Source organism: Shewanella sp. K8, assembly GCF_028823715.1.
In the GTDB taxonomy this organism is placed as follows: domain Bacteria; phylum Pseudomonadota; class Gammaproteobacteria; order Enterobacterales; family Shewanellaceae; genus Shewanella; species Shewanella algae.
Window position 1 is genome coordinate 48,606 of sequence record NZ_JAPEHY010000021.1, and the last position, 21,761, is coordinate 70,366.

Consider the following 21,761-nt stretch of genomic DNA (forward strand, 5'->3'; position numbering starts at 1 on the left):
TAAGAGTCACATGGATGTGACTCTGAGCGTCTGGCGCGATAGCGAATTGGCATCATAAGCACAAGGGGTTTTCCGCTGCGTCGCGGGTCGCTGGGGGTTTGGAAAGGGGGCGAGTCGATACAGCCCCCTTTCCTCGGGTGTGGGGCGAAGCTCCACGACTTTAGGCCGCTGGCACAGCGGCTAGCATGGCTTTAAGCCAAAGCTCACCAATAAACTTGATCTCAGCTTCCTGCTAAACCGCAAGCCCGTCACCCGCGGTACGGATAGGCTGGAAGCCCGAATACCATGAAGGACAGCACGTCCGAGAACGGCCTCTCACACAGGCTTTTCCTAGCCAAGAGGCAACCGGCTTCAAATATGACGCTAATGCCAACCCTACTCCTGCAGCAGATCGCGACAGATCTGCACCAGATCCGACTGTACTGCCGCGGCAGTCACTTCCCTGCCGGCACCTGGGCCGCGAATGATCAGCGGATTACCCTGGTAGAAGGCCGAGCGGATGACAAACACATTATCTCCCGGGGTCAGGTTGGCGTATGGATGTTGACGCTCTACCCATTGCAGAGAGACTTCGGCGTTAACCTGGCCATCTTGCTGCTCCAATGAAGCCACATAGCGCAGCACCTTGTTTTGCTCGGCCGCGGCAGCAAACTGCTGCGCGAGAGCGGTATCCAATTCGGGGATCCGCTGCAAAAACTCATCCAGCGGAATGTCGGCCAGCGCCTCAGGCACCAGAGAGCTTAAGCGAATATCTTCAAGCTCCAGTTCCAGACCTATTTCACGGGCCAAAATCAACAGCTTGCGCTGCATGTCACGCCCGGAAAGATCGTCCCTGGGATCCGGCTCAGTGATCCCCAGCTCTTTGGCCTGCAACACCAGCTCGGAGAAAGGTTTGATGCCATCGAAATGCTCAAACAGCCAGCAGAGCGTGCCGGAGAAGATACCGCCGACAGCCTCTACCCTGTCGCCGCTGTTGTGCAAATCATTGAGCGCGTGCTGCACCGGCAGCCCGGCGCCGCAACTGGCGTTGTAACGCCAGAACAGTCGGCGGTTACCCAACTGCTGTTTCAGCTCGCGGTAGAAAGGCAATGGCCCGGAGCCGGCCAACTTGTTGGCACTGACCATATGAATGCCACGGGCAAAAAACTCAGGATACTGTAGTGTCAGTCCGGCGCTGGCACTGATATCCAGCGCCACCAGTTCATCGGCTTGCAGCAACGCAAGCTGTTCGAACAGATGTTCATACTGCCAAGGGGTGGCTTCGGCTTCAAACCTTGCCTGCCAGTCATCTCCAAAGATCCCTTCATTGCAGATCCAGGCACGGCTCGAACTCGCCAAGCCCAGGAGTTCAACACTGGCCTCCAGCTCACGTTTGAGGCCGTCGCGGGCTCGGCCGAACAACTCCACCCAGGCTTCGCCTATGTTACCCACCCCCAGCAGAATAACGCCTATGCGTTTGCGGGGGCCGGCGCAGCGCCTGTGCACCTTCTGGGTCAGCAGGTTCACCTGCGATTTGGGCACCAGGGTGACCAGGCTGAGTTGGTCCTGATACAGAGGCCGCGCTTCACGGCTCAGCAAGCGGGCAAAGCTGCGGCGATAACTGCCGGCGCCACTGCTTACCAGGGCCACCAGCCCAAGCTCTCTGTCCTCGGTAATGCTTTGAATTTTGAGCTCGGATGTCTGCGCTTCCAGTAGCTGCCAGACTTGGCGGGATAATTCGGGAGTATAGGCCAGCTCAAGTTTGTGTTGCCCCTGAGACCAGCAGGCCAGCGGGGTCAAACCCGCCTCATTGAGCGCATCAAGCGTCTGAGCCTGGGTGCCATTGAACTCCAGGCTCAAGAGGGACACCTGATTGAGATTGGTCACCACAGGGGCGCTTGCAGCATCACTCTTGGGGGCTATAAGGGTAAAGTCGGTATGCGAGGCGTAGCTCGAACGCACCGCCAGGCTAACCTCGGTATCAAACAGCGGCTGCAGGGTACGGCAATGCAGTACCGGGGAGCCGAGCCGCGCCAGGCGGTCGGCCTCAGCCAGCGACATACTGCTCAGTAGCCTAGCATCGGCAATCTTGTTGGGATCGGCATTGAACACCCCTTCAACATCTGTCCAGATAGTCACCCTGTCGATATCGGCCAGGCTGGCTATCAGGGTGGCACTGAAGTCGGAGCCGTTGCGACCGAGCAACAGAGTTTCGCCTTGGCTATTGGCGCAGATAAAGCCGGTGATCACCAGGCGCTCATCGGGATGCTCGGCCAGCAGCCGCTGCACCCTTTCACGGGACTCATCGAGGCGAATCCTGGGGACTGCGCCCTCATCGGCAATCAACAAACTGCGGGCATCCACATGGGAAGCGGCGACACCGGACTCCCGCAGTAGCGCCGCCATCAGTCTGGCCGACCAGCGTTCACCGAAACCCACCACCTGATTGCATTGGTATTCGCTGAGTTCAGGCAAGGACAACAAACTGGCCAGTTGCGCCTTATCTGTAGACAGACGCTCCCGCAGTTGACGCGCCTGTTCATTGCCCAGCAGCTGTTCAATCAGATTCTGCTGATAACCGACAAGCACCTGCAGCTCTTCCTGCCACAGAGCGCCGGATTCCTTCAGGTTCAGCAGTTTATAGAGAAAATTGGTACTCTTGCCGGCGGCGGAAACCACTACAAGATCATCTGCATGACCATGGGTCAGCAAAATATGGGCGACCCGTCGGTAGCAATCGGCATCGGCGAGACTGGAACCGCCAAACTTATGTAGGTGACAACGTGCCATCTCAAGCTCCTTCAATTCAACAGTTTGCGGCTGCAGCCAATCCGGCGGCGATATCATCCAGCAGATCCCGGCCATCTTCTATGCCCACAGACAAGCGGATAAGCGTGTCTTTAATGCCGGCTTCGGCGCGAGCATCACACGCCATGGCTCTGTGGGTCATGGTGGCGGGCACGGCCACCAGGCTCTCAACCCCTCCCAGGCTCTCGGCCACGGAAAACAACCTGAGCGCGCCAAGGAAGGCAACCACCTGCGCCTCATCACCCTTGAGTTCAAAACTCAGCATAGCGCCAAAGCCACTCTGCTGCCTGGCGGCAATTTCATGACCTGGGTGGCTCTTAAGCCCCGGATAGTAAACTTTGTCTACCACGGGACTCTGGCTCAGTAGCGCCACTATGCGCTCGGCATTGGCCTGATGCTCGCGGATCCTCAGCGCCAGAGTACGCAGGCCACGCAGGGTCAGGTAGCTGTCGAAGGCGCCACCGCTCAGCCCAAGCGTGTTGGACCACCAGTGCAGCTGCTCTGCCAGTTCAGGATCTTTGGCAATCACGGCGCCGCCCACCACATCGCTGTGGCCATTGATGTATTTAGTGGTCGAGTGCACCACTATGTCGGCCCCCAACAGTAAAGGCTGTTGCAGCGCCGGCGATAAAAAAGTGTTGTCGACCACCACCAATGCGCCCTGCTGGTGGGCCGCCTCGGCAATAGCGGCAATATCCACTACCCGCAGCAGCGGATTGGACGGAGTCTCGAGCCACACCATGCGCGGCTTTTGCGCCATGGCAGCGGCGAGTGCTTGCGGGTCGGTTTGATCCAAAACCTGCAAGCGAAACTGGCCCTTGGCAGCCAGATTGGTGAACAGCCTATAGCTACCGCCATAACAGTCATGGGGCACCAACAAGAGGTCATCCGGCCCCAGCAGGTTGACCACCAGAGTAATGGCCGCCATACCGGTCGCTGTGATTGCCGCACTGCAGCCCTGTTCCAGCTCCCCCAAGGCATCCCCCAGAATGGAGCGGGTAGGATTACCCGAGCGGCTGTAATCAAAGGCTCTTGGCTGAGTGTGACCATCAAAGGCATAGTTGGTCGACAGATAGATGGGTGGCACCACGGCCCCGTGCTGGCTGTCTGATTCGATGCCCTGCCGGACCGCTGTGGTTGCTAATCGCCGCTCTGTCATAATCGACTCCTGAATGCTGAGGTTCGACACCATAAAGATGTCTGGACGTCTAAATCTAACCAATGACCATCCAGCCGTCAATAGGCATCAAGACGTTTGGACGTCCAAATGTATGGATTTCTGTTCATATTGCACAGATTTTGCAGGCAATCATTTGACTGTATCCTGTAAGGGTTTAAAATCTGCTGCGAATTAGTGAGATCACAGGTGAATCAATGACTGAATGGAATGGCGAATACATCAGCCCTTATGCCGAACACGGCAAGAAGAACGAGCAAGTGAAAAAAATCACTGTCTCTATTCCGTTGAAGGTGCTGAAAGTATTGACCGATGAGCGCACCCGACGCCAGGTAAACAACCTGCGGCACGCCACAAACAGCGAACTGCTGTGCGAAGCCTTCCTGCATGCCTATACCGGCCAGCCACTGCCCAACGATGGGGATTTGTCCAAAGACAAACCCGACAGCATCCCGGAAGAGGCCAAGCGCATGATGGATGCCATGGGCATAGAATGGGAAGACATGGAGTAAGTGTGTTGTCCCTCAGAATTACCTTATAGTTGAACAAGGATCGCGGTGCGATCCTTGTCTTTTTTTGGGGCTTGCGAATGTTGTCACTGATAGATCCCGTCACCCTGCTACTGGCGTCCCTGATCATATTTACCGGCGCCCTGACCCAGTCGTTGATAGGCTTTGGCTTGGCCGTGGTAGCCACACCTTTGCTGTATATCGTCGATCCGGAACTGGTTCCTGCCCCTGTTATCGCCATGGGGTTTTCCATCGCCCTGCTGACACTGGTACGCGAGCGTGGCCACCTGGAATTCAACGGCCTGCAATATGCCTTGTTGGGGAGGCTCCCCGGCGGCCTGATTGGCGCCACCCTGCTGTTGCTGGCGCCGCAGCCTATTCTGGGCTTGACCATAGCCCTGATTGTGGCCGTAGCCGTATTCCTCAGCCTTAGAAAGTACAGCATCAAGATCAACCGCCTCAGCCTGTTTATCGCCGGGATATTTTCCGGGATCTTCGGTACCGTGGCCGCCATAGGCGGACCGCCGATGGCCCTGCTGCTGGCGGGTAAGGATGCCAGTCAGTTCCGCGCAGCGCTGTCGGCCTTCTTCATCTTCAGCTCATTGATAGCCTTGATTATTCTCGGCTGTTTTGGCCTCTTGACCCTGAGGCACCTATGGCTTTCGCTGTTGCTGCTGCCTTCGGTATTTCTCGGTTTTCTGGTGGCTGGCCGCTTGGTGGGCCGGGTGGATAAAGAGAAGACCCGAGTCCTGACGCTGGCGCTGTGCGCGTTGAGCGCCCTGTTGCTGACCATCAAATCAAGCCTGGCGCTCATCAACGGTTAATTTTAGAAGTGATAGCTGGTTTGCAGTACGCCGCCTATGGCGTCATCGCTGCCAAACATGCCGGTGAGATCCAGCCGGAAACTGTTGCCTATGGCGAACCCTGTCCCGAGTGAATAAAGATCGGCGGTGTGATCATTGAGATCCTGGCGATAACCGAGCCGTAAAGCAACCCAGTCAGCAGGCCGGTATTCACCGCCTAAACGCCAATAGCGGCTGCCCTCAAGCTCGGCAAACTTGTCGTTGTCGGTAAGATCCAAGTCGCTGCTGAGCGAAAAGGCCGCCCAGTCATAGGCCACCCCTGCGGTAACCATAGGTTTCACCTGATAGGTAAGCTGCACGCCGCCGGCCTCTATGCTGCTTAAGTCCCGCTTGATGAGGTTGCGACCACTGACACCGATAACCAAACCATCCAATGGCTGGAATGCCAGACCGATATCCAGGTTAAAGCCTGTGTCATCGCTTCGATAATCATCATCGTTGAAGTCATCGGCATCGAAGTTGTTGGCGCTGACGGCATAGTTAAAACTGTCCAACCGTTGCAGCTTGGGGGTAACTCCCACTGTCACCGGCATATTGACGATAGATAGCGAATAGCTCACGGCAACCCCGAGCTCGGAAACCGCCCCGGCCACGACTCGCCCTTGGGAGGTCAAATCTTGGATTTCCGGCGGATTATTGGGGTCCAAATTGTCCAGGGCATCAATATCCGCGGCGGCGATTTCGGCTATTCCCAAGGCATCGAGATAACTCTTGAATACAAAGGCATAATTAAAACCATCCGAGGGCATGACCAAAGCCATATTGATACCGGCACTGACGTAAGCGCTATTGCCCTGCAGCGATTTCAAGTCACCACTGAGGCGCTTTCGGTAGTCATCGATAGCCGCTGTGTCGGCGGCGTCTATGGCATTAACCAGGGCGTCATAGTTATCCTGCAGGGCATCAAACTTATCGATCATCTGATCTTTATCGGCGCCATCGGCGCCTATGGTTGGAATGAGTAAACTGAAGTCATTGCTGCGGCGCGAAGGCAAAGCCAGCAGTGCCGGATTGGAAAAGGCCGCCGCCTCACGATTACCGGCCGCCACGGCAACGCCGCCCATGGCATCGGCGCGGGCCTCATAAACATCCTGCCCAGCCAGTGCCAATGTGCTGGCAAGTCCCGTGGTAAGCAGTGTCAAAAGACTCAGTTTCATCTCATCACCCTCTTGCTTTTATCTGTAACCAGACGCAAGACGTTAGTTATATGGGTTAAAGATAGTCCAAATCTCGATGAAACTATGGCATCAAACACAAAAAAGCCCGTACCAAATGATACGGGCTGAGGCTCAAACAGGTTCAGAAGTGCTTGTTAACCAAGATAGCTCTGACCTGCATAGAGAATAAAGTGTCTAAGTGCCAGCACGCCGGTCAGGCTGCAGCAGGCTACCGCCAGCATGGCTCCCTTGCTGTGACGGGTACTCGCCGGCAGCAACAGCATGGAAAGCAGCGGGATACCAAAACCTATACCCACAACCCCAATCCAGAACACGCTGGCCCAGACGCCGCTTGTCAGTGATGCCAGCGCGGCGGCAGCAGCGCCACCCTTGAAGTAGAGCGCGCAGAACAGCATAAACAGGAACAGGATTTCTGCCGCCATTACCGGCAATTCCAAACCGTGCATCCGTCCCAGCTGTGAGCAGTGCTTGTCTGTCTTGAACAGCAACAGTGCTACTACCGCGTTGGCTGCCGCACCGGCCGACAAGCCGGACACCAGGAACAGTGCCGGTAAGACGGCAGTGTTCAGCATGGGGTAGGCGTTCATGGCAGAGATCAGGAAGCCGGTATAGGCACCCACGACAATCGCCAGCACGAACAGCAGCACTTCCATGGTCTTGCGCAGGCCAGTCAGTGATTCTGCAATCCCCTTGAGGAAACCCAGGCCCCAGTTGCCGAGATCATCTTTCAGCACGACCAGCGCATAGGCAAAGGTCAGCGGAATGTAAACCAACAGCGCCAACACCCCGATGGACATGACAGAGGTCAGGTTATAGTTGATCAGAATCAGCCAGAAGTGGAATGGCTTGGTCAGGTCAAACACCAGACACAACATCCCCAGACAGATAGCCACTGGCGCTATCAAGGCTGCTGCCTTGAGAATGCCGCTGTCACCCTCTGTCTTGTTTTGCACCCAACGCAGCCCGATCCCAATCAGCAGACTGCCTGCCGACAACCCCGCCAAGAAGAGGTAAACGGCTATGACCCAGTGCCAGGTGACAGGGTCGTATTGCGTCATATCGCCCCAAGTATTGTTCATGATTGGATCCCCCCTCTCTTGACAGGAATACGGTAGATTCTGGGTTTGGTTCCCAGATGGGTCTTGTCCTGATAAGTCACGCGGGTGTTGAGCAGAGTCGCCACCTCGCTGCCGGCCTCGTTGGCATCACCGAACACCAGGGCGTCTGTGGGACACACAGTCACACAAGCGGGTTGTTCGCCGCGCGCCAGTCGGGTGTCCTTACAGAAGTTGCACTTGTCGGCCACCTTGGTTTCCGGGTTCATAAAGCGCACTTTGTAGGGGCAAGCAGCCACACAGTACATACAACCGACACACTTTTCCGCCTTGATGGAGACTATGCCATCCTCGCCCACATAGGCCGCTCCGGTAGGGCAGACCTTGACGCAAGGGGCATCTTCACACTGCTGACAGGACACCCTGTGATACTTGAAGTGCAGATGCGGCGCATCCCCGAATGGACCTTCTACCCGTACCTGCAGGCGAGTTACGCTCTCAGGTACACCGTTTTCGCTGCGGCAGGCGACGTTACAGGCCTGACAGCCGATGCACTTATTCTCGTCGTGCACCATCACATATCTTTTAGTCATCTTCGCCTCCCCTTATGCCTTTTCCAGCTTCACACCTGTGGTGTGTACGTTCATACCGCACACAGGTGCAGTCACGTTGGGCAGCAGGTTGCCGCAGTGCACGCCCTTGCCGGTCGCCCGTGCCAGCTCCTTGTTCTTGGAGCCAAAGCCCATGTAGGCGAAAACAGTGTCGGGACGTATGCCCTTGGTCACCAGCGCATGGCCCTCTTCACTGCCGACACTGGAAGTGAGGCGAATGGCATCCCCATTCTCAATGCCATGCTTGGCGGCGGTGTCCGGGTGGATCCAGACGGCGTTGTCGGACATCAGGTTGGCCAGCATAGGCACATTGTGGGTCGCGCCATTGGTATGCACCGCCACTTTGCCCTGAATAAAGTAGAGCTCGTCCGGCTGTTTCAGGGTCACTTCGCGATAGGCGATAGTGCCGCGTCCAGGCGCCATGTCTTCCACCTTGGCGGAGGTCAGTTCAATCTTGCCGCTGGGGGTCTTGAACTTGAGCGCGCTGCCGTAAGTACCGTCTTCATCCACGGTTCTGGCGTTGGGGTAGGCGGCGACAAAATCGGCCACCATCTTGGGTTCGCGCAGCATCAGCGGCTTGCCGTAGCTGACAAAGCCCTTGTCCTTGATGTGCTGCAGCAGCTTGGCGTCTTTATTCACCTGCAGGAATTGCAGGGTTTCCATGTTTTCCCAGGGATAGTACTGCTCCAGGCCCATCTCTATGCCCAGTTCACGGAAAATTTGCCAGGAAGGCTTGGCATCGCCAATCACATCCACCACTTGCTGACGCAGGTAGTAGGCCGGGTTCTTGCCGGACTTGTCGGCCACCTCTTCATCCCGTTCCAGGTAAGTGCACTCGGGCAGTATGATGTCGGCCCAGGCGGCGGTTTCACTTATATAAACATCACAGGAAACCACAAACTCCATCTTCTTCAGGCTCTCAACCACCTTGGCGCGGTCGGTCATGGTCTGCATGGGGTTGGTGCGGCTCATGACCCAGGCCCGCAGTTGGTAAGGCTTGGCTTCCAGAGTCGCATCTATGATTGACTGATAGATACCACCGCCGGACCAGGCCATGGCAAACTGTTCATCCATCTGGTCGATGCGTTTGGCTTGCGGCTTGGGCAGTTTGACGCCCGGCTTACCCAGCTCAGGGGCCACGGCCTCACCGGCAAACTTGTTGTAGCTGCCGGCCTTCTTGCCCATGTAGAGACCACCCTTACGCTCCAGGTTGCCGATCAGCACGTTGGCGGCATACAGCGCCCGGCGCATATCGAACTCTTCCGGAGTGAAGGTAGATCTGTGGCCAAAGTCGACCACGGCATGGGGCGCAGCGGCGGCATACTCATGAGCAATACGGCGGATGTCGGCGGCGGGTACGTCGGAAATTTTCTCAGCCCACTCAGGGGTGTAGGCTTTAACCTCGGCGCCAAAGGCCTCAAAACCTTCAACATAGCGCTCGATAAAGGCCTTGTCATAAAGGTTGTCGGCAATCAGCACATGGCACAGCGCCAGGGCCACGGCCACATCCGAACCGGGACGAATGGCATACCACTCATCGGCCTTGTCGGCCACCACAGAGAACCTGGGTTCAAACACCACCAACTTGGCGCCTTTGTCGGCCTGGGCCTTCATTAGACCTCGGGTCTCGGACATATTGATCCCCTCATAGAGGTTATGACCGAAGTTGATGATGTACTTGGAGTTGGAGAGATCCCGCTTTACCTTGGTGCCGAACATCGCCTTGGCGGCGACCACATAACCGCCCGGGCAAGTGGTGTTGTGGGTAAAGGAGTTGGGGCTGCCGTAAGCCTGCCCCAAATAGAACAGGTGTCCGGACAGCGAGCCTGACTTGGAGGAAAACGCCACGGCTTCAGGGCCATGCTCAGCTTTGATTTGATTCAGCTTGCTGGCGATGGTTTGATAGGCTTCCTGCCAGCTGATTTCGGCCCACTTGCCTTCGCCGCGCTCACCGACGCGCTTGAGTGGTTTGACAATCCTTTGTGGATCGTACAGCAGACTATGACCGGCGCCACCACGGGCACAGACCTTGCCGCCGAATGATTTGGCTTCTTTGTTACCGCTGATAAAGACGTTTTTGCCATCAACAATCCGTGCCGAAATCGGGCAACGGGTTGAACACATCTCACACATACTGGCAATTTCAGTGGCACTGCCGGTCAGTGGGCTACGCCCCAAAGCCGCCAGCGAACCGGGCAGAACCCCGGCCAGGGCACAGGTTGCCCCTCCGGCTCCAGCCCCTTTCAGAAAGGTGCGCCTATCAAGCTCTATCATGGTTACCTCCATCCTCTCCCCCTTGGGAAAAGGTCGCTCACACAGGTTATTGTTTGAATTGGATTCCGCTTGACTACAGCGGCTTGAGCTCATTGTTTACCCATTAAATTTCTGTGGGTATTGTGGTAAACCACATAGGGGGAGCGAGTGTGATCCAGCCCCCGCAAAGACGCCGGAAAGGGCGTGAAAGTGTGAAGGGAATCCTGCCCCAGATTGATGAGAAAAGAGTCTGTAGATGCACCCCAGGAGTTAACAAATGCAACTTTAGCCGCGACAAATATTCACAAACGTTAAGCTGATCACGCCTAAAAAACCGCTATAAATCCCACTCACGGCTTCTCTAACAGGTCAACAGATAAAGATTAAAAACAAAACAAATCAATATATTGCAAATATAAAACCACCCAATCCATTAGATTTTTTTCAATGATATTTTTATCAATTAGATTATTTTCATGAAAGTGATCCAGTTCAAAGCTGACGCACCTCAGGATTGCTAAATTGACAACCGCAAGGACACATAAAATAACAGCCCATTAACGGAGCGGGCGGTCACCCCAGAGGAATAGATGATGAACACCAGCAGCAAACTCGGCCTTCTGCTTTTAGCCTGTGCATTGGCCACAGGCGCCACCGCAGCCGACGGCGGCAACCCCAAGAAAGGCAAACACCTGTACAAGAAAGTCTGTAAAGAGTGTCACAGCAAAGCAGGCATAGGTGGCGAACTGACTCCCATGAGCAAGACCATGAGCCAATGGGACAGATTCTTCGCCAGAGACAAACACAAAGCCAAACCCGAGGCGTTTCAGCCTTTAACTGAGCAGGAACTCAAGGATATTCAACAGTTCCTGTACGACCATGCCGCCGACTCGGATCAACCCCAGACCTGCGGTTGATAGCGCGTAATCACTTAACTCATTAACAGTCAGTAAGCCAAGTATGGGGTTACCCCAGGGCTGCTTGCTGCCTGAAAACGACCGGCAAGGCCGGTCAGGAGAATCAACTATGCGTACTCTTATCGCACTGGCGGTGGCCCAGGCACTGGGTTTGGCTCTGCTCGGCAGCCCCCAGCTTCAGGCCGGGGAACTGGATGACAGCACCAAGATCCGCGAGCTTAAACAGCAACTGCAGGAGATCACCGAAGAGCTGGATATACTCAACAGCCGGGTGGACAAGACAGAGCGGCACACGGCGCTCGATCGACTGGAGATCAGCGGCGACTTTCGCACCCGAGCCCACTCGCTGCACTATGGCAATGTCACCTGGCATCCGGCGATCAAGATGGACTTCAACGACTTCGGCGCCAAAGCCATGGCCGGCGAACTGGGCAACCCCATGGACCCCACCTCGCCCCTTGGCAAGATGATGGCCGCCAACCCTGAGCTGGCCAACGCCTTTGCCCAGGGACAACTGCAAGGCGTTATGCCCTATGTGCTGGCGCCTTATAGCAGTGGCGACATAGACAATGACATCTTCTACACCACTCGGCTGCGGCTCGATCTCAAGGCCAAGGTGTGGGACAACGTCAGCTTTGCCGGACGCCTGACCATGTTCAAGGACTGGGGCGATTCCACCGGTGTGCAGGTGTTTGATTCCTGGCGTTCCTTCACCATGGACGGCACCAACTCAGGCAACCCCAGCGGCGACTGGCTGCGGGTCGAGCGCGCTTACTTTGACTGGAAAAACATCGGCGGCAGCGAGTTTTATCTGTCTGTCGGCCGTCGCCCCTCCACCTATGGTCCGCCGAGCCACTACCGGGAAAATGAAAAACGTGGCGGCACCCCTTCCGGGCACCTGGTCAACTTCAACTTTGACGGCGCCACTCTGGGCTACAAACTCGGAGAGCTCACCGGGATAGAAGGCCAAGTGGTGCGTTTCTGTTACGGTCAGGGCTTTGAGTCCCAATGGGGGAATGGCGAGCTCTATGGCGATACCGTCAGCAAGGACACCCATCTGGGCGGTTTCAACATTGATGTGATCAACGACGGTAACCACTTCCTGCAGCTGACCCTATTTGCCGCGCGGGACATCAACGACGGCTTCAAGGGTACCATGGCCTTCCCCAACGAGTTGGCCGGGATTTTCGCCCCCACCCTCTACAGCGATCTGCAGAAATTCGACAACTTCAACTTTGTTACCCGGGTGCAACCCAGCGGGGTCATAGGCGACATGTACCTGGGCGGCCTGGGCTATGCCTATGAATCCGATGACGATCTCAAGCTGTTTGCCTCCTTCGGCTGGACCCGCGGCGAGAGCAACGGCAACGCCGGCATGTTCGGCGGCATGTTGACCGACGCCGTGTTCCAGGCAGAGCTCAACAGCAGTGGCGATGAACTGCTGCTGGTGCCATCCAGCGCCGAGTCCGATGCCTCCCACGATGGTTACGGCATCTATATCGGCATGCAGATCCCGGCGCCTTACGGCAAGTTCGGTCTGGAATACAACTATGGCTCCAAGTACTGGACGCCCTTCACCCAGGCCCAGGACGACCCGGTCGGCAGCAAGCTGGCCACCCGCGGCCATGTGGCCGAGGCCTACTACATCTTCGATATCAACCCCAGGATGTTTATCAAGCTGGCGGGGCTCTACTACGACTATGAATACACAGGTTCGGGCACGCCCGTGGGTGCACCTGTAAAGGTGGATGAAGTGCTGGACGGCAACGCCTATTCGCTATTGCCCTTGGTGGATACGGCGCTGGATATCAACGCCTCACTGACAGTGAATTTCTAGGGAGGAACACAGATGAAAACATTTTATCTGCCATTTATAGCCACGGCACTCTGGCTCGGTCTCCTGAGCCCAGCCCAGGCTGGCGGCCCCCACAAAGAGGTGCTCAAGGGCCCTTTTAACACAGGCTCGGAAGTCACCCAGGCCTGTCTCGAGTGCCATGAAAAAGACGCCGATGACTTTATGCTGTCATCCCACTGGACCTGGGAACTGGAGCAGGAACTGCCCGGACGCACGGTCAAACGGGGCAAGAAAAACTCCATCAACAACTTCTGTGTTTCCATCGCCGGTAACGAACCGCGCTGTACCGGCTGCCATGCCGGTTACGGCTGGAAAGACAACAGCTTCGACTTCAAGGACAAGACCAAGGTGGACTGCCTGGTGTGCCATGACACCACGGGTACCTATGTCAAAGATCCCGTCGCGGCCGGAGAGGTATTCAAGACAGTGGATCTGCTGCGGGTCGCCCAGAATGTCGGCAAGCCGGTGCGAGATAACTGCGGCAGCTGCCACTTCTATGGCGGCGGCGGAGATGCGGTCAAGCATGGCGACCTCGACTCCTCCATGGCCTACCCGGACAAGGCCACGGATGTGCATATGGACAGCGATGGTAATGACTTCCAGTGTCAGGACTGCCACACCACTCAGAAGCATATGATCAGCGGTAACGCCATGGGTGTGTCCCCAGGTGGTGAAGATCATATCGGCTGTGACAATTGCCACGACAGTGCGCCACACGGCAACAAACAGCTGAACAAGCACGCGGCGACCGTGGCCTGTCAGACCTGCCACATTCCCTTCTTTGCCCGCCATGAACCCACCAAGCTGCACTGGGACTGGTCAACTGCCGGTGAAGACAGGGAAGAGAGCCTGGATCAATATGGTCGTCACAGCTACGCCAAGAAAAAGGGCAGCTTCGTTTGGGGCAAGATGGTCAAGCCCAGCTACGCCTGGTACAACGGCCGCGCCGATGCCTATATGGCCGGTGACAAGATGGATCCCGAGCAGGTCACCCGTCTGACCTTCCCCCTGGGTGACATTCAGGATCCCAAGGCGAAGATCTACCCCTTCAAGGTGCACACAGGCAAGCAGGTGTACGATAAGGTCAACAAGGTGCTGCTCAATCCCAAGACCTATGGCAAGGGCGGTTTCTGGTCTGAGTTTGACTGGGATAAGGCGATTCGCTTAGGGATGGCCGCCAGTGAGCCCATGCAGGCCAAGGGCATCAGCTACAGCGGCCAGTACGGCTTTGCCCAAACCGAAATGTGGTGGCGTATCAACCACATGGTCTCGCCCAAGAGTGAAGCGCTCAAGTGCGCTGACTGCCACAACGGCGGTGACCGCCTCGACTGGCAGGCGCTGGGCTATGAGGGCGACCCCATGAAGCACAAAGGCGGTGTCCGCCACGCCCGCTGAGCAGATTCAGGCAAGCCCTGAAGACCGGCTCCCGCATCTCCCTGCCTCCCGGGAGCCGGTCACTCTCATCTGCCACTCTCTCATCTGGTACTCTCCAAACGAGATGCCACTTATCCCCAAAAAAGACATTTAGACCCAGAATCGGGCCAAAGTGTCCAAGCGGCACTACACTGAATTAGACTATGACGGTAAATTCGGGTCATTGGTGATGCAACTCCCTACAAAAAATGGCATTTTTCTTGCGTTGTCTGGGCATCCTTTTCTGTGGCAAGTGCAATGACAACAAACGGCAAGACTTTTTCCTCATTAAACCGCTCCCTGGGTGAGCTCAGCGGCGCCTTTGCCGATCTGGGAACCTTTCTCCCTCTGGTGCTTGGGCTGATCGCCCTGAATCAGTTTTCTCCCCAAGGCATTTTTCTCGGTTTCGGTCTCTTTGCCCTGGCCACCGCCCTGTTTTATCGCCGCCCCATTCCCGTGCAACCCATGAAGGTGATTGCCGCCCTGGTCATTGCCCAGGGGCTGACACCCGGCATGATGCAAGCCAGCGCCATGCTGATGGGAGTAATACTGCTGGTACTGGCGGCCTCCGGCGCCATCAGTTGGCTGTCGCGGCAAATATCCCAGGCTGTCAGTGTCGGTATCCAACTGGCCATAGGGCTGCAGCTGTTGTGGATGGGTTTCAAGATGATGGCCGACGAGCCTGTGCTGGGATTCGGCGCCTTCGCACTGATTTTCTTTGCCCGCTTTATCCCGCTGCGCTATCTGGCCATGCCCTTGGTGATCGCCCTCGGCATGCTGTGGCAATACCAGCAAGGCGGCAGCGACAGCAGCTTTGTGTTCAACAACACGCCTTGGCACTTGAGCTGGCCCGAGTTAAATGACTGGGGCGCCGCGGCGACCCTGTTGGTGCTGCCGCAACTGGCGTTGACTTTGACCAATGCCGTTATCGCCACCTCAGTGATGGCCAAAGAGAAGTTCCCCGAAGACAGCAAGCGTTTCAGCCCCAAGGCCTTTGCCACCAGCTCTGGCCTGGCCAATCTGCTGCTGAGCCCCTTCGGTGCTTCGGCCATGTGCCACGGTGCCGGTGGGTTGGCGGTGCAATACCATTTCGGTGCCCGCCGCCTGTGGGCGCCGCTGATCTTCGGCGGCAGTTGCCTGCTAATAGCCCTCTCCTGGGGGGAAAACGTGGCCTGGCTGCTGAGCCTTATTCCGCTGGCTATTCTCGGTAGTCTGCTGTCCACCGCCGGCTTGCAGTTGGCCTGGTCCAAACGCCTCTTGGACGGCAAGCCTTTCTGTATCTTTGTTATCCTGGCGACCGCTGTGGTGAGCCTGGCCGTCAATGCCGCCGCCGGTCTGGCTGTAGGTGTGGTGCTGGAATTCGGCCGCCGCCAGTGGCAAACCCTGAGCGCACTGCGCTGATCTCAATCCACAAAGCCACCATCCCGGTTCAAACTGAGCCCGGGATGGTGGCTTTAGAGTCGATGGAAGGCGTTATCTGCCGGGCCACTTAGCCTGCCGGGAATCGTCGCGGCGGATTAAGCGGCACATCGTTTTGGCTCAAGGCCCACCTGGCAATCTCATCCTTACGCATAAAACCGACATCTGCATGAGACTTGGCATACTCGAGGAAGGAATTGAGTGCGCTGACGATTCCGGGGGCACCGCCTATCCTGTCGTGAACACTGATGGACATCATGCGTCTGCGGTCTGCCCCTTCGAGATAAAGGCAGTCAAATTCATCCTTGAGTTCCTGCAGGAAGGCCGCGGCTGTCATGGCTGTATTGCCGCCGAAGCGGCCTATATCGTTGTTGCGCAGGCTATAGGGCACCACGGCAAACGGCTTTCCTTTGACAGGGATCAGCGAAGGCTCGTCGCGGCCCAGATCATCTATGTGGTAGATAAAACCGAGCTGCTGCAGTATCTCCAGCGTCTTGGGGGTATGCCGCATCCAAAAAGCGTTGAACCCCAACGGCCGCTGGCCGGTGATCCGCTCCAGAGTGGCAATACTCTGCTCATAGGAGGCGCGCTCTTCGGCTTCACTCATGCTGTACTGCGGCGTCCAACTCTGACCATGGCCGGAGATCTCATGACCATGCTCGGCCACGGCTCTGGCAAGCTCAGGAGCCAGTTCGGCAGCCCGCCCCACCATGTGCGACGTCACCTTGATACCGTGTTTGTCCCACAGTCGCAAAAGCCGAGGGATCCCCTCATTCATGCCGTAGGCGTACCAAGTCGGCGTGATGGTATCAACATAACCCGGCTCCATTGGGGGAAACGGCCCTTCGGCATTTGCCCCTTGGGCTCCCGCTTCAAACTGCATTGAGATGGAGATAACCAGGCGCTCACCATTGGGCCAGAAATGGCGCTTGCCTGCTGGGTTATTTTTGCCATCAGCGGCCGCAGCCCCTGGAAGCAACATGGGCGTGCTCATGCCACCAGCGGCCACAGCGGTTTGACTTAGACCCAAACCGGCAGCCAGAGCGCCGCCGGCCATTAAAAATTGTCTGCGTGAATGCATACTCTTTGCTCCTTAAGGCTTGAGATTCATCTGGGAGAAAAGACTCTGATAGTCTTCCAGATGCCAGTTGTCTGTAATACGGCCTTGCTTAACCCGGTAGAGATCCACCGCCTGAAAATTTATCGCCTGCCCCTGACCCTGCTGTTCGCCAAATTGGCCACTGAAATGACCACGAAACCTCAGACGCACAGTGACATAGTCATCGGCCACCAGGAGATGCTCAATCTCAGCACTGAGATCCGGCACCGCCTGTCTGAAGCCCTCTGATGCCTGTAATACCCCGCCAAGTCCCTGGGGCCGCCCGCTTGGCAGTGTACGATCGACAAAGTGTTCACTCAGAGCTTCACGGGCAAAGGCCGGATCGCCACTGTTCCAAAATGCGGCGTAAAGACGGGCCGCCTGAACAATCTCGGCCTCAGCCTGACTGCCATCTGTCACCAGAACCTTGGGCACTGGCAGGTTTGTTGCCAAAGCAGCCGGTCTGGCCACTACTGATGCAGCACTTAAGGCCAGAGCGCTACAGAGCAAGGCCGGCCAAATGGCGGCGCGGCTCACGGCCCGAGATGCATTGAGCGCCAGGCTTTCCCGCTTCATTGACCCACCTCAAGAGTCTGCAACGCCGGATAATCTGTGTATCCCTCGGCGCCGCCTCCAAACAGTGGGCCAGTGCCGAGCGGCGCCAGCGGCTTACCGAGCTGTAAACGTTTGGGCAGGTCCGGGTTGGAGATAAAGGGGCGACCAAAGGCCACCAGATCGGCATAGCCTTGCTCCAATACTGTTTCGGCGCGTTCAAGATCGTAGCGACCGGCCACTATGATGCAGCCTGGAAAGGCATGACGCAGGCTGCGACGAAAGCTTTCGGGAATCTCAGGCGCATCGTCCCAATCGGCTTCAGACAAATGCAGATAAGCGACTCCTCGCTTGTTAAGCTCGGCTGCCGCCAGGAGTATGGTGTCGACGATTTCCGGGCAAGCCATATCCTTAAAGGTGACATAGGGCGCCAGGCGAATCCCCACCCGCTCCGGGCCTATGCGTTCGGCGATGGCATCTACCACCTGCAGCAGGAAACGCACTCTGTTGGCCTTAGTGCCGCCGTAAGCATCGTTACGCTTATTGGAGTTGGTCCGCAGAAACTGATCGATCAGATAACCGTTGCCACCATGTACCTCAATGCCATCAAAACCCGCTTCAACGGCATTGACTGCGGCATTGGCAAAATCATTCACAACCCGGTCGATATCAGCCTGGGTCATGGCTCTGGGTTCCGGACAATCCACCATCTGGCCGCCATCACTGCCGTTTGAAACCCACACCTGAGTCGCCGTCGGTGCTATGGCCGATGGGGCTATCGGCGCGTCTCCCTTCTGGAATACGGGGTGAGACACCCTGCCAACATGCCAAAGCTGATTGAAGATTCGTCCCCCGGCGTCATGCACGGTGCGGGTAACCAAGCGCCACCCCTGCAGCTGCTCTTGGGTGTAGATCCCAGGTGTAAAGGAATAGCCCTGGCTGTCGTCGGAAATCTGGGTGGCTTCTGTGATGATAAGCCCTGCCGAGGCGCGCTGACGGTAGTATTCCGCCATCATGGCATTGGGAATATTGCCCGGTTGACTGGTGCGCGAACGCGTCATGGGGGCCATGACCACCCGATTGGACAGATACAATCCCTTGAGGGAATATGGAACGAACAGTGACATATGAAACTCCTGATGACTGAATGGCGAGCTCGCCGGAACACTTCACAGGCTCATTGTCTATCTTTCGAACTTGATTGATAATTGGGCTATTACTTAACTTATTTTCAAATAATTTTTGAATGTATCATCTCAATGATCTGCAACTGGCCTTACGGGTGGCCGAACTCCAGAGCCTGTCTGCCGCCGGACGCGAGCAGGGCATGACCCCGGCCGCCGCCAGCGCCGCACTACAGCGGCTGGAAAAGAAGCTGGGCAGCCAGTTGTTTGCCCGCTCCACCCGGCGACTGCAGCTCACCGAAGAGGGACAAGTGTTTGTCGATGCCGCCCGTCAGGTGATGGGGCTTTTGGACAACGCCGCCATGGCGTTGGCGGAAAGCCGCGGTGAGCTCAAAGGGGAAGTCAGGTTGGCACTGCCTTCGGACTTGGGCCGCAGCCTGATACGTCCTTGGCTGGACCAACTGATGGCTGGGGCGCCCGAGTTGTCACTGCAGTATTTCTTCGGCGATCAGCTGACAGATCTCATCGGCCAGAATGTTCACCTGGCGCTGAGGTACGGCCATTTGAGCGACTCCAGCCTGATGCGGCGGCATCTCTTGTATGTGCACAGGGTAGCGGTGGCCTCGCCTGAGTATCTGGCCCAATATGGTCGGCCCAAGACGCCCCATGAACTGAGCCAACATAAGGTGCTGATCCTCAATCGTGGCGGTGAGCCTTGGCAACGCTGGGGCTTCACGGAAGCCGGTAACCCATTGGCCGTCGAGGTGAAAGGCAGGCGAATAGCCAATGATGGCGCCGTCATTCGCGACTGGGCCCTGGAGGGCCAGGGTATCGCCTTCAAGAGCTGGTTGGATGTCGCCGAAGATGTGCATGCCGGGCGGCTGATTAACCTTTTTTCGCCCCAGCAATGCGAAACTGTGCCGCTGCAAATCCTGTACCTGCATACCGACTACCCCAGCTTCAAGGTGCGGCGGGTGATAGATTTTCTGGCCGACAGGTTTCAGACATTTGAGCGGCGCTTTCCGTTGATTTGAACCTAGCCCATTCTTGCGCAGCGTTGCCGGGATTAGCGCCGGGCTTTCTATTCGCTCTGGGCTTTTATTCACTCAGGGCTGTTGCCCCCAGAGGCAGCCACACTCGCACTCGGCAGCCGCGGCACTCGTGGCGGTTTTCCAGCTCCAGATGACCATTATGCTGGGTCACCACGTCGCGGCAGATAGCCAATCCCAGCCCCAATCCATCCTCCTTGGTGGTGGCGAAAGACAGCATTAATTCCGCCGCCGAGGCGCTCAACCCCGTGCCTGTATCCAAGAGTTCCAACAGCAACCACTCTCCCTTGGTCCCGGCGGCTGGGGGCGCGGCCTGATAGTCGAGTTTGAGTTGGATCTCCCTTTTACCCGATACCGCATCCAGGGCATCCATGGCATTTTTCAGCAGGTTAACCAGCATCTGACTCAGCCCAACTGCATCCCCCAGCAAGGGCCGCTCCGGCCCGCGACGACTTATTTTGAGCTCAACCCCCTGCTGCTCCATCGGCCGCTGAAACAGCGCCAGTGCATCCCTGAGCAGCGACTCTATCACCACAGGCTCAGATTCGGCCCTGCGCCGACGCAACAAGCCGCGAATACGATGCACCACGGCCCCAGCGCGGATAGACTGATTATTGATCTTGGTCAGCACCTCACGCATGGCATCGGCGCGCTCGCCACAGCCCTCGGCGGCGCGCTGCTCCAGCACCATCATGGCGCCTTCGCTGTATTGGGTAATGGCGGCAATCGGCTGATTGAGTTCATGCGCCAGCCCGGCGCCAATTTCGCCCAGAATAGCGGCACTCTGCATTCGTTCCAGTTGCAACTCTTTATCCCGCAGTTGTCGCTCTGTTGCCAGCAAGAATTCACTCTTCTGGCGGAACTTGTACTCCAGCCACAGGTGGTAGAGAGTGGAGATCAGGAACAGTAACAGCAGCGCTCCACCCCACTCCTTGTTCTTGCGTACCCAGTCGATGGCGGCTTCATACAAAGGGGGTGGGCCGCCGTGGAGATCCAGCTCCTCATACAGCTTGATCACTTTGAGCTGACTGATAGGAGCTGTCCAGCCCATGGTGTCGGCCTTGATCGCCGCTTCAGAGTCGGAAGGCAAGTCGAACAGCGCCCGGGTCACCGCCTGGGTGATATGGCTGGGCACCAGGTCCGAGGCGGCAAATGACCAGTTGGGATAGAGGGCACTGCTGGTTTCACAGTCATAGCCCTCGGGCTTGACGCCGTTGATCACCCGATAGTCCTGGCGCTGCACCAAGCCGGTTTCCACCATCTCTTCCAGGGTACAGAAGGGAGTGATGGCGGCATCCACTGTGCGGTCACGCACCTGGTAAACCAGAGGCTCCAGCGGAAACCCCAGAAAACGCACCTCACCGAAAAAACGCTTGGCGGCAAAGCCACGCTTATTCAGCAAGCCTACTGTCGCCTGATATCCCCCCAGCGCCTGAGGATCGCTGGCCACCACAGTGGCACCACGTAGCTCCTCAATATTGCGCACCGGGCTGTCGGCCCGCACTATGATCGCCGAGCTGATGGCAAAGGTGGTTCCCTGATGCTTGCGACTGCGCATGGTGGCCAGCCAGGACAGGGGCAACTTGCTGCTGAGGCTAAGATACTGCCCCGGGTTGGTCACAATAAAGTGGATCCTGTGCTCCAGCAGTTGCTGGCTCATTTGATCAAAGGTCAGCGGCTCCACCTCGAAACGATTGCCAGGCAGCTGTTGGCTGAGATAACGCATCATGGGGCGCCATCTCTCTTTTGCCTGGGCAACCCCGTGATTGGCCAGTACCCCGACCCGGAACACAGCCTCTATGGGCTCGTCACCCATTTCGGCATCGGTCGCCGGTTCATACAGTTGCGCCGAAGCCGAAGCACACCCGGCCCCCAACAACAGTATCAAGATTAATATTTT

At 57.0% G+C, this 21,761-nt stretch carries 17 protein-coding genes; 7 read left to right on the plus strand and 10 right to left on the minus strand.

Annotated elements, in window-relative coordinates:
* Positions 1–375: 375 nt before the first annotated feature.
* Positions 376–2,769 (minus strand): bifunctional aspartate kinase/homoserine dehydrogenase II, encoded by a 2,394-nt coding sequence (locus ON072_RS12590; RefSeq protein WP_251101242.1) that lies wholly within the window; start codon positions 2,767–2,769, stop codon positions 376–378.
* A gap of 16 nt (positions 2,770–2,785) precedes the next feature.
* Positions 2,786–3,946 carry a cystathionine gamma-synthase gene (metB, locus tag ON072_RS12595; protein WP_071238695.1) on the minus strand — a complete coding sequence of 387 codons (1,161 nt, stop codon included), beginning with the start codon at positions 3,944–3,946 and terminating at the stop codon, positions 2,786–2,788.
* Positions 3,947–4,161: 215 nt separating this feature from the next.
* Here metB and metJ point away from each other — a divergent pair, with 215 nt between their 5' ends.
* Together metJ and ON072_RS12605 are read left to right on the plus strand one after the other, a co-directional pair.
* Entirely contained in the window at positions 4,162–4,476 is a 315-nt protein-coding gene (gene metJ, locus ON072_RS12600; protein ID WP_025889629.1) for a met regulon transcriptional regulator MetJ, read from the plus strand.
* Between the two features lie 77 nt (positions 4,477–4,553).
* On the plus strand, positions 4,554–5,297 hold the full coding sequence (locus tag ON072_RS12605) for a sulfite exporter TauE/SafE family protein (protein ID WP_025010192.1): 744 nt from the start codon (positions 4,554–4,556) through the stop codon (positions 5,295–5,297).
* 2 nt (positions 5,298–5,299) lie between these two features.
* Here ON072_RS12605 and ON072_RS12610 read toward each other — a convergent pair whose 3' ends face one another.
* The 4 genes from ON072_RS12610 to phsA form a co-directional block, all read right to left on the minus strand.
* The gene (locus ON072_RS12610) at positions 5,300–6,493 is read right to left on the minus strand and encodes a conjugal transfer protein TraF (protein WP_107005170.1); all 1,194 of its coding nucleotides are present in this window, start codon (positions 6,491–6,493) and stop codon (positions 5,300–5,302) included.
* 155 nt (positions 6,494–6,648) lie between these two features.
* The gene (gene nrfD / locus ON072_RS12615; RefSeq protein WP_044735268.1) at positions 6,649–7,593 is read right to left on the minus strand and encodes an NrfD/PsrC family molybdoenzyme membrane anchor subunit; all 945 of its coding nucleotides are present in this window, start codon (positions 7,591–7,593) and stop codon (positions 6,649–6,651) included.
* Positions 7,590–8,162, minus strand: a complete 573-nt coding sequence (locus tag ON072_RS12620) for a 4Fe-4S dicluster domain-containing protein (RefSeq protein WP_025010195.1) — start codon at positions 8,160–8,162, stop codon at positions 7,590–7,592. Before ON072_RS12620 ends, nrfD begins: the two co-directional genes overlap by 4 nt.
* Positions 8,163–8,174: 12 nt before the next feature.
* The gene (phsA, locus tag ON072_RS12625; RefSeq protein WP_261752681.1) at positions 8,175–10,454 is read right to left on the minus strand and encodes a thiosulfate reductase PhsA; all 2,280 of its coding nucleotides are present in this window, start codon (positions 10,452–10,454) and stop codon (positions 8,175–8,177) included.
* A 569-nt stretch (positions 10,455–11,023) separates the two neighbouring features.
* Between phsA and ON072_RS12630 the strand changes: the two genes are divergently transcribed.
* The 4 genes from ON072_RS12630 to ON072_RS12645 all read left to right on the plus strand — a co-directional run bounded on the left by ON072_RS12630 (position 11,024) and on the right by ON072_RS12645 (position 16,019).
* Positions 11,024–11,350, plus strand: a complete 327-nt coding sequence (locus ON072_RS12630) for a c-type cytochrome (protein WP_025010197.1) — start codon at positions 11,024–11,026, stop codon at positions 11,348–11,350.
* Positions 11,351–11,459: 109 nt separating this feature from the next.
* Complete coding sequence (locus ON072_RS12635) at positions 11,460–13,187, plus strand: DUF3373 domain-containing protein (protein WP_274626065.1); 1,728 nt, start codon at positions 11,460–11,462, stop codon at positions 13,185–13,187.
* A gap of 12 nt (positions 13,188–13,199) precedes the next feature.
* Positions 13,200–14,600, plus strand: coding sequence for a tetrathionate reductase family octaheme c-type cytochrome (locus tag ON072_RS12640; RefSeq protein WP_096141095.1), 1,401 nt, complete (start codon positions 13,200–13,202; stop codon positions 14,598–14,600).
* Positions 14,601–14,876: 276 nt separating this feature from the next.
* Positions 14,877–16,019, plus strand: coding sequence for a putative sulfate/molybdate transporter (locus tag ON072_RS12645; RefSeq protein WP_025010200.1), 1,143 nt, complete (start codon positions 14,877–14,879; stop codon positions 16,017–16,019).
* An 88-nt stretch (positions 16,020–16,107) separates the two neighbouring features.
* Here ON072_RS12645 and ON072_RS12650 read toward each other — a convergent pair whose 3' ends face one another.
* The 3 genes from ON072_RS12650 to ON072_RS12660 are packed head-to-tail and all read right to left on the minus strand — an operon-like array spanning position 16,108 to position 18,815.
* Entirely contained in the window at positions 16,108–17,118 is a 1,011-nt protein-coding gene (locus ON072_RS12650; protein WP_107110427.1) for a polysaccharide deacetylase family protein, read from the minus strand.
* A 12-nt stretch (positions 17,119–17,130) separates the two neighbouring features.
* Positions 17,131–17,712, minus strand: coding sequence for an ester cyclase (locus tag ON072_RS12655; RefSeq protein ID WP_162887853.1), 582 nt, complete (start codon positions 17,710–17,712; stop codon positions 17,131–17,133).
* Positions 17,709–18,815 (minus strand): alkene reductase, encoded by a 1,107-nt coding sequence (locus tag ON072_RS12660; protein WP_261752683.1) that lies wholly within the window; start codon positions 18,813–18,815, stop codon positions 17,709–17,711. Before ON072_RS12660 ends, ON072_RS12655 begins: the two co-directional genes overlap by 4 nt.
* Before the next feature lie 119 nt (positions 18,816–18,934).
* Between ON072_RS12660 and ON072_RS12665 the strand changes: the two genes are divergently transcribed.
* Entirely contained in the window at positions 18,935–19,846 is a 912-nt protein-coding gene (locus tag ON072_RS12665) for a LysR family transcriptional regulator (RefSeq protein WP_261752684.1), read from the plus strand.
* 64 nt (positions 19,847–19,910) lie between these two features.
* Here the strand turns inward: ON072_RS12665 and ON072_RS12670 are convergent, their stop codons facing one another.
* Positions 19,911–21,677, minus strand: a complete 1,767-nt coding sequence (locus tag ON072_RS12670) for a sensor histidine kinase (RefSeq protein WP_261752719.1) — start codon at positions 21,675–21,677, stop codon at positions 19,911–19,913.
* Between the last annotated feature and the right edge of the window lie 84 nt (positions 21,678–21,761).

Coding starts and splice junctions, on each gene's coding strand:
- ON072_RS12590 (WP_251101242.1), bottom strand. CDS start 2,769: ATGGCACGTTGTCACCTACATAAGTTTGGCGGTTCCAGTCTCGCCGAT.
- metB (WP_071238695.1), bottom strand. CDS start 3,946: ATGACAGAGCGGCGATTAGCAACCACAGCGGTCCGGCAGGGCATCGAA.
- metJ (WP_025889629.1), top strand. CDS start 4,162: ATGACTGAATGGAATGGCGAATACATCAGCCCTTATGCCGAACACGGC.
- ON072_RS12605 (WP_025010192.1), top strand. CDS start 4,554: ATGTTGTCACTGATAGATCCCGTCACCCTGCTACTGGCGTCCCTGATC.
- ON072_RS12610 (WP_107005170.1), bottom strand. CDS start 6,493: ATGAAACTGAGTCTTTTGACACTGCTTACCACGGGACTTGCCAGCACA.
- nrfD (WP_044735268.1), bottom strand. CDS start 7,593: ATGAACAATACTTGGGGCGATATGACGCAATACGACCCTGTCACCTGG.
- ON072_RS12620 (WP_025010195.1), bottom strand. CDS start 8,162: ATGACTAAAAGATATGTGATGGTGCACGACGAGAATAAGTGCATCGGC.
- phsA (WP_261752681.1), bottom strand. CDS start 10,454: ATGATAGAGCTTGATAGGCGCACCTTTCTGAAAGGGGCTGGAGCCGGA.
- ON072_RS12630 (WP_025010197.1), top strand. CDS start 11,024: ATGATGAACACCAGCAGCAAACTCGGCCTTCTGCTTTTAGCCTGTGCA.
- ON072_RS12635 (WP_274626065.1), top strand. CDS start 11,460: ATGCGTACTCTTATCGCACTGGCGGTGGCCCAGGCACTGGGTTTGGCT.
- ON072_RS12640 (WP_096141095.1), top strand. CDS start 13,200: ATGAAAACATTTTATCTGCCATTTATAGCCACGGCACTCTGGCTCGGT.
- ON072_RS12645 (WP_025010200.1), top strand. CDS start 14,877: ATGACAACAAACGGCAAGACTTTTTCCTCATTAAACCGCTCCCTGGGT.
- ON072_RS12650 (WP_107110427.1), bottom strand. CDS start 17,118: ATGCATTCACGCAGACAATTTTTAATGGCCGGCGGCGCTCTGGCTGCC.
- ON072_RS12655 (WP_162887853.1), bottom strand. CDS start 17,712: ATGAAGCGGGAAAGCCTGGCGCTCAATGCATCTCGGGCCGTGAGCCGC.
- ON072_RS12660 (WP_261752683.1), bottom strand. CDS start 18,815: ATGTCACTGTTCGTTCCATATTCCCTCAAGGGATTGTATCTGTCCAAT.
- ON072_RS12665 (WP_261752684.1), top strand. CDS start 18,935: ATGTATCATCTCAATGATCTGCAACTGGCCTTACGGGTGGCCGAACTC.
- ON072_RS12670 (WP_261752719.1), bottom strand. CDS start 21,677: ATGGGTGACGAGCCCATAGAGGCTGTGTTCCGGGTCGGGGTACTGGCC.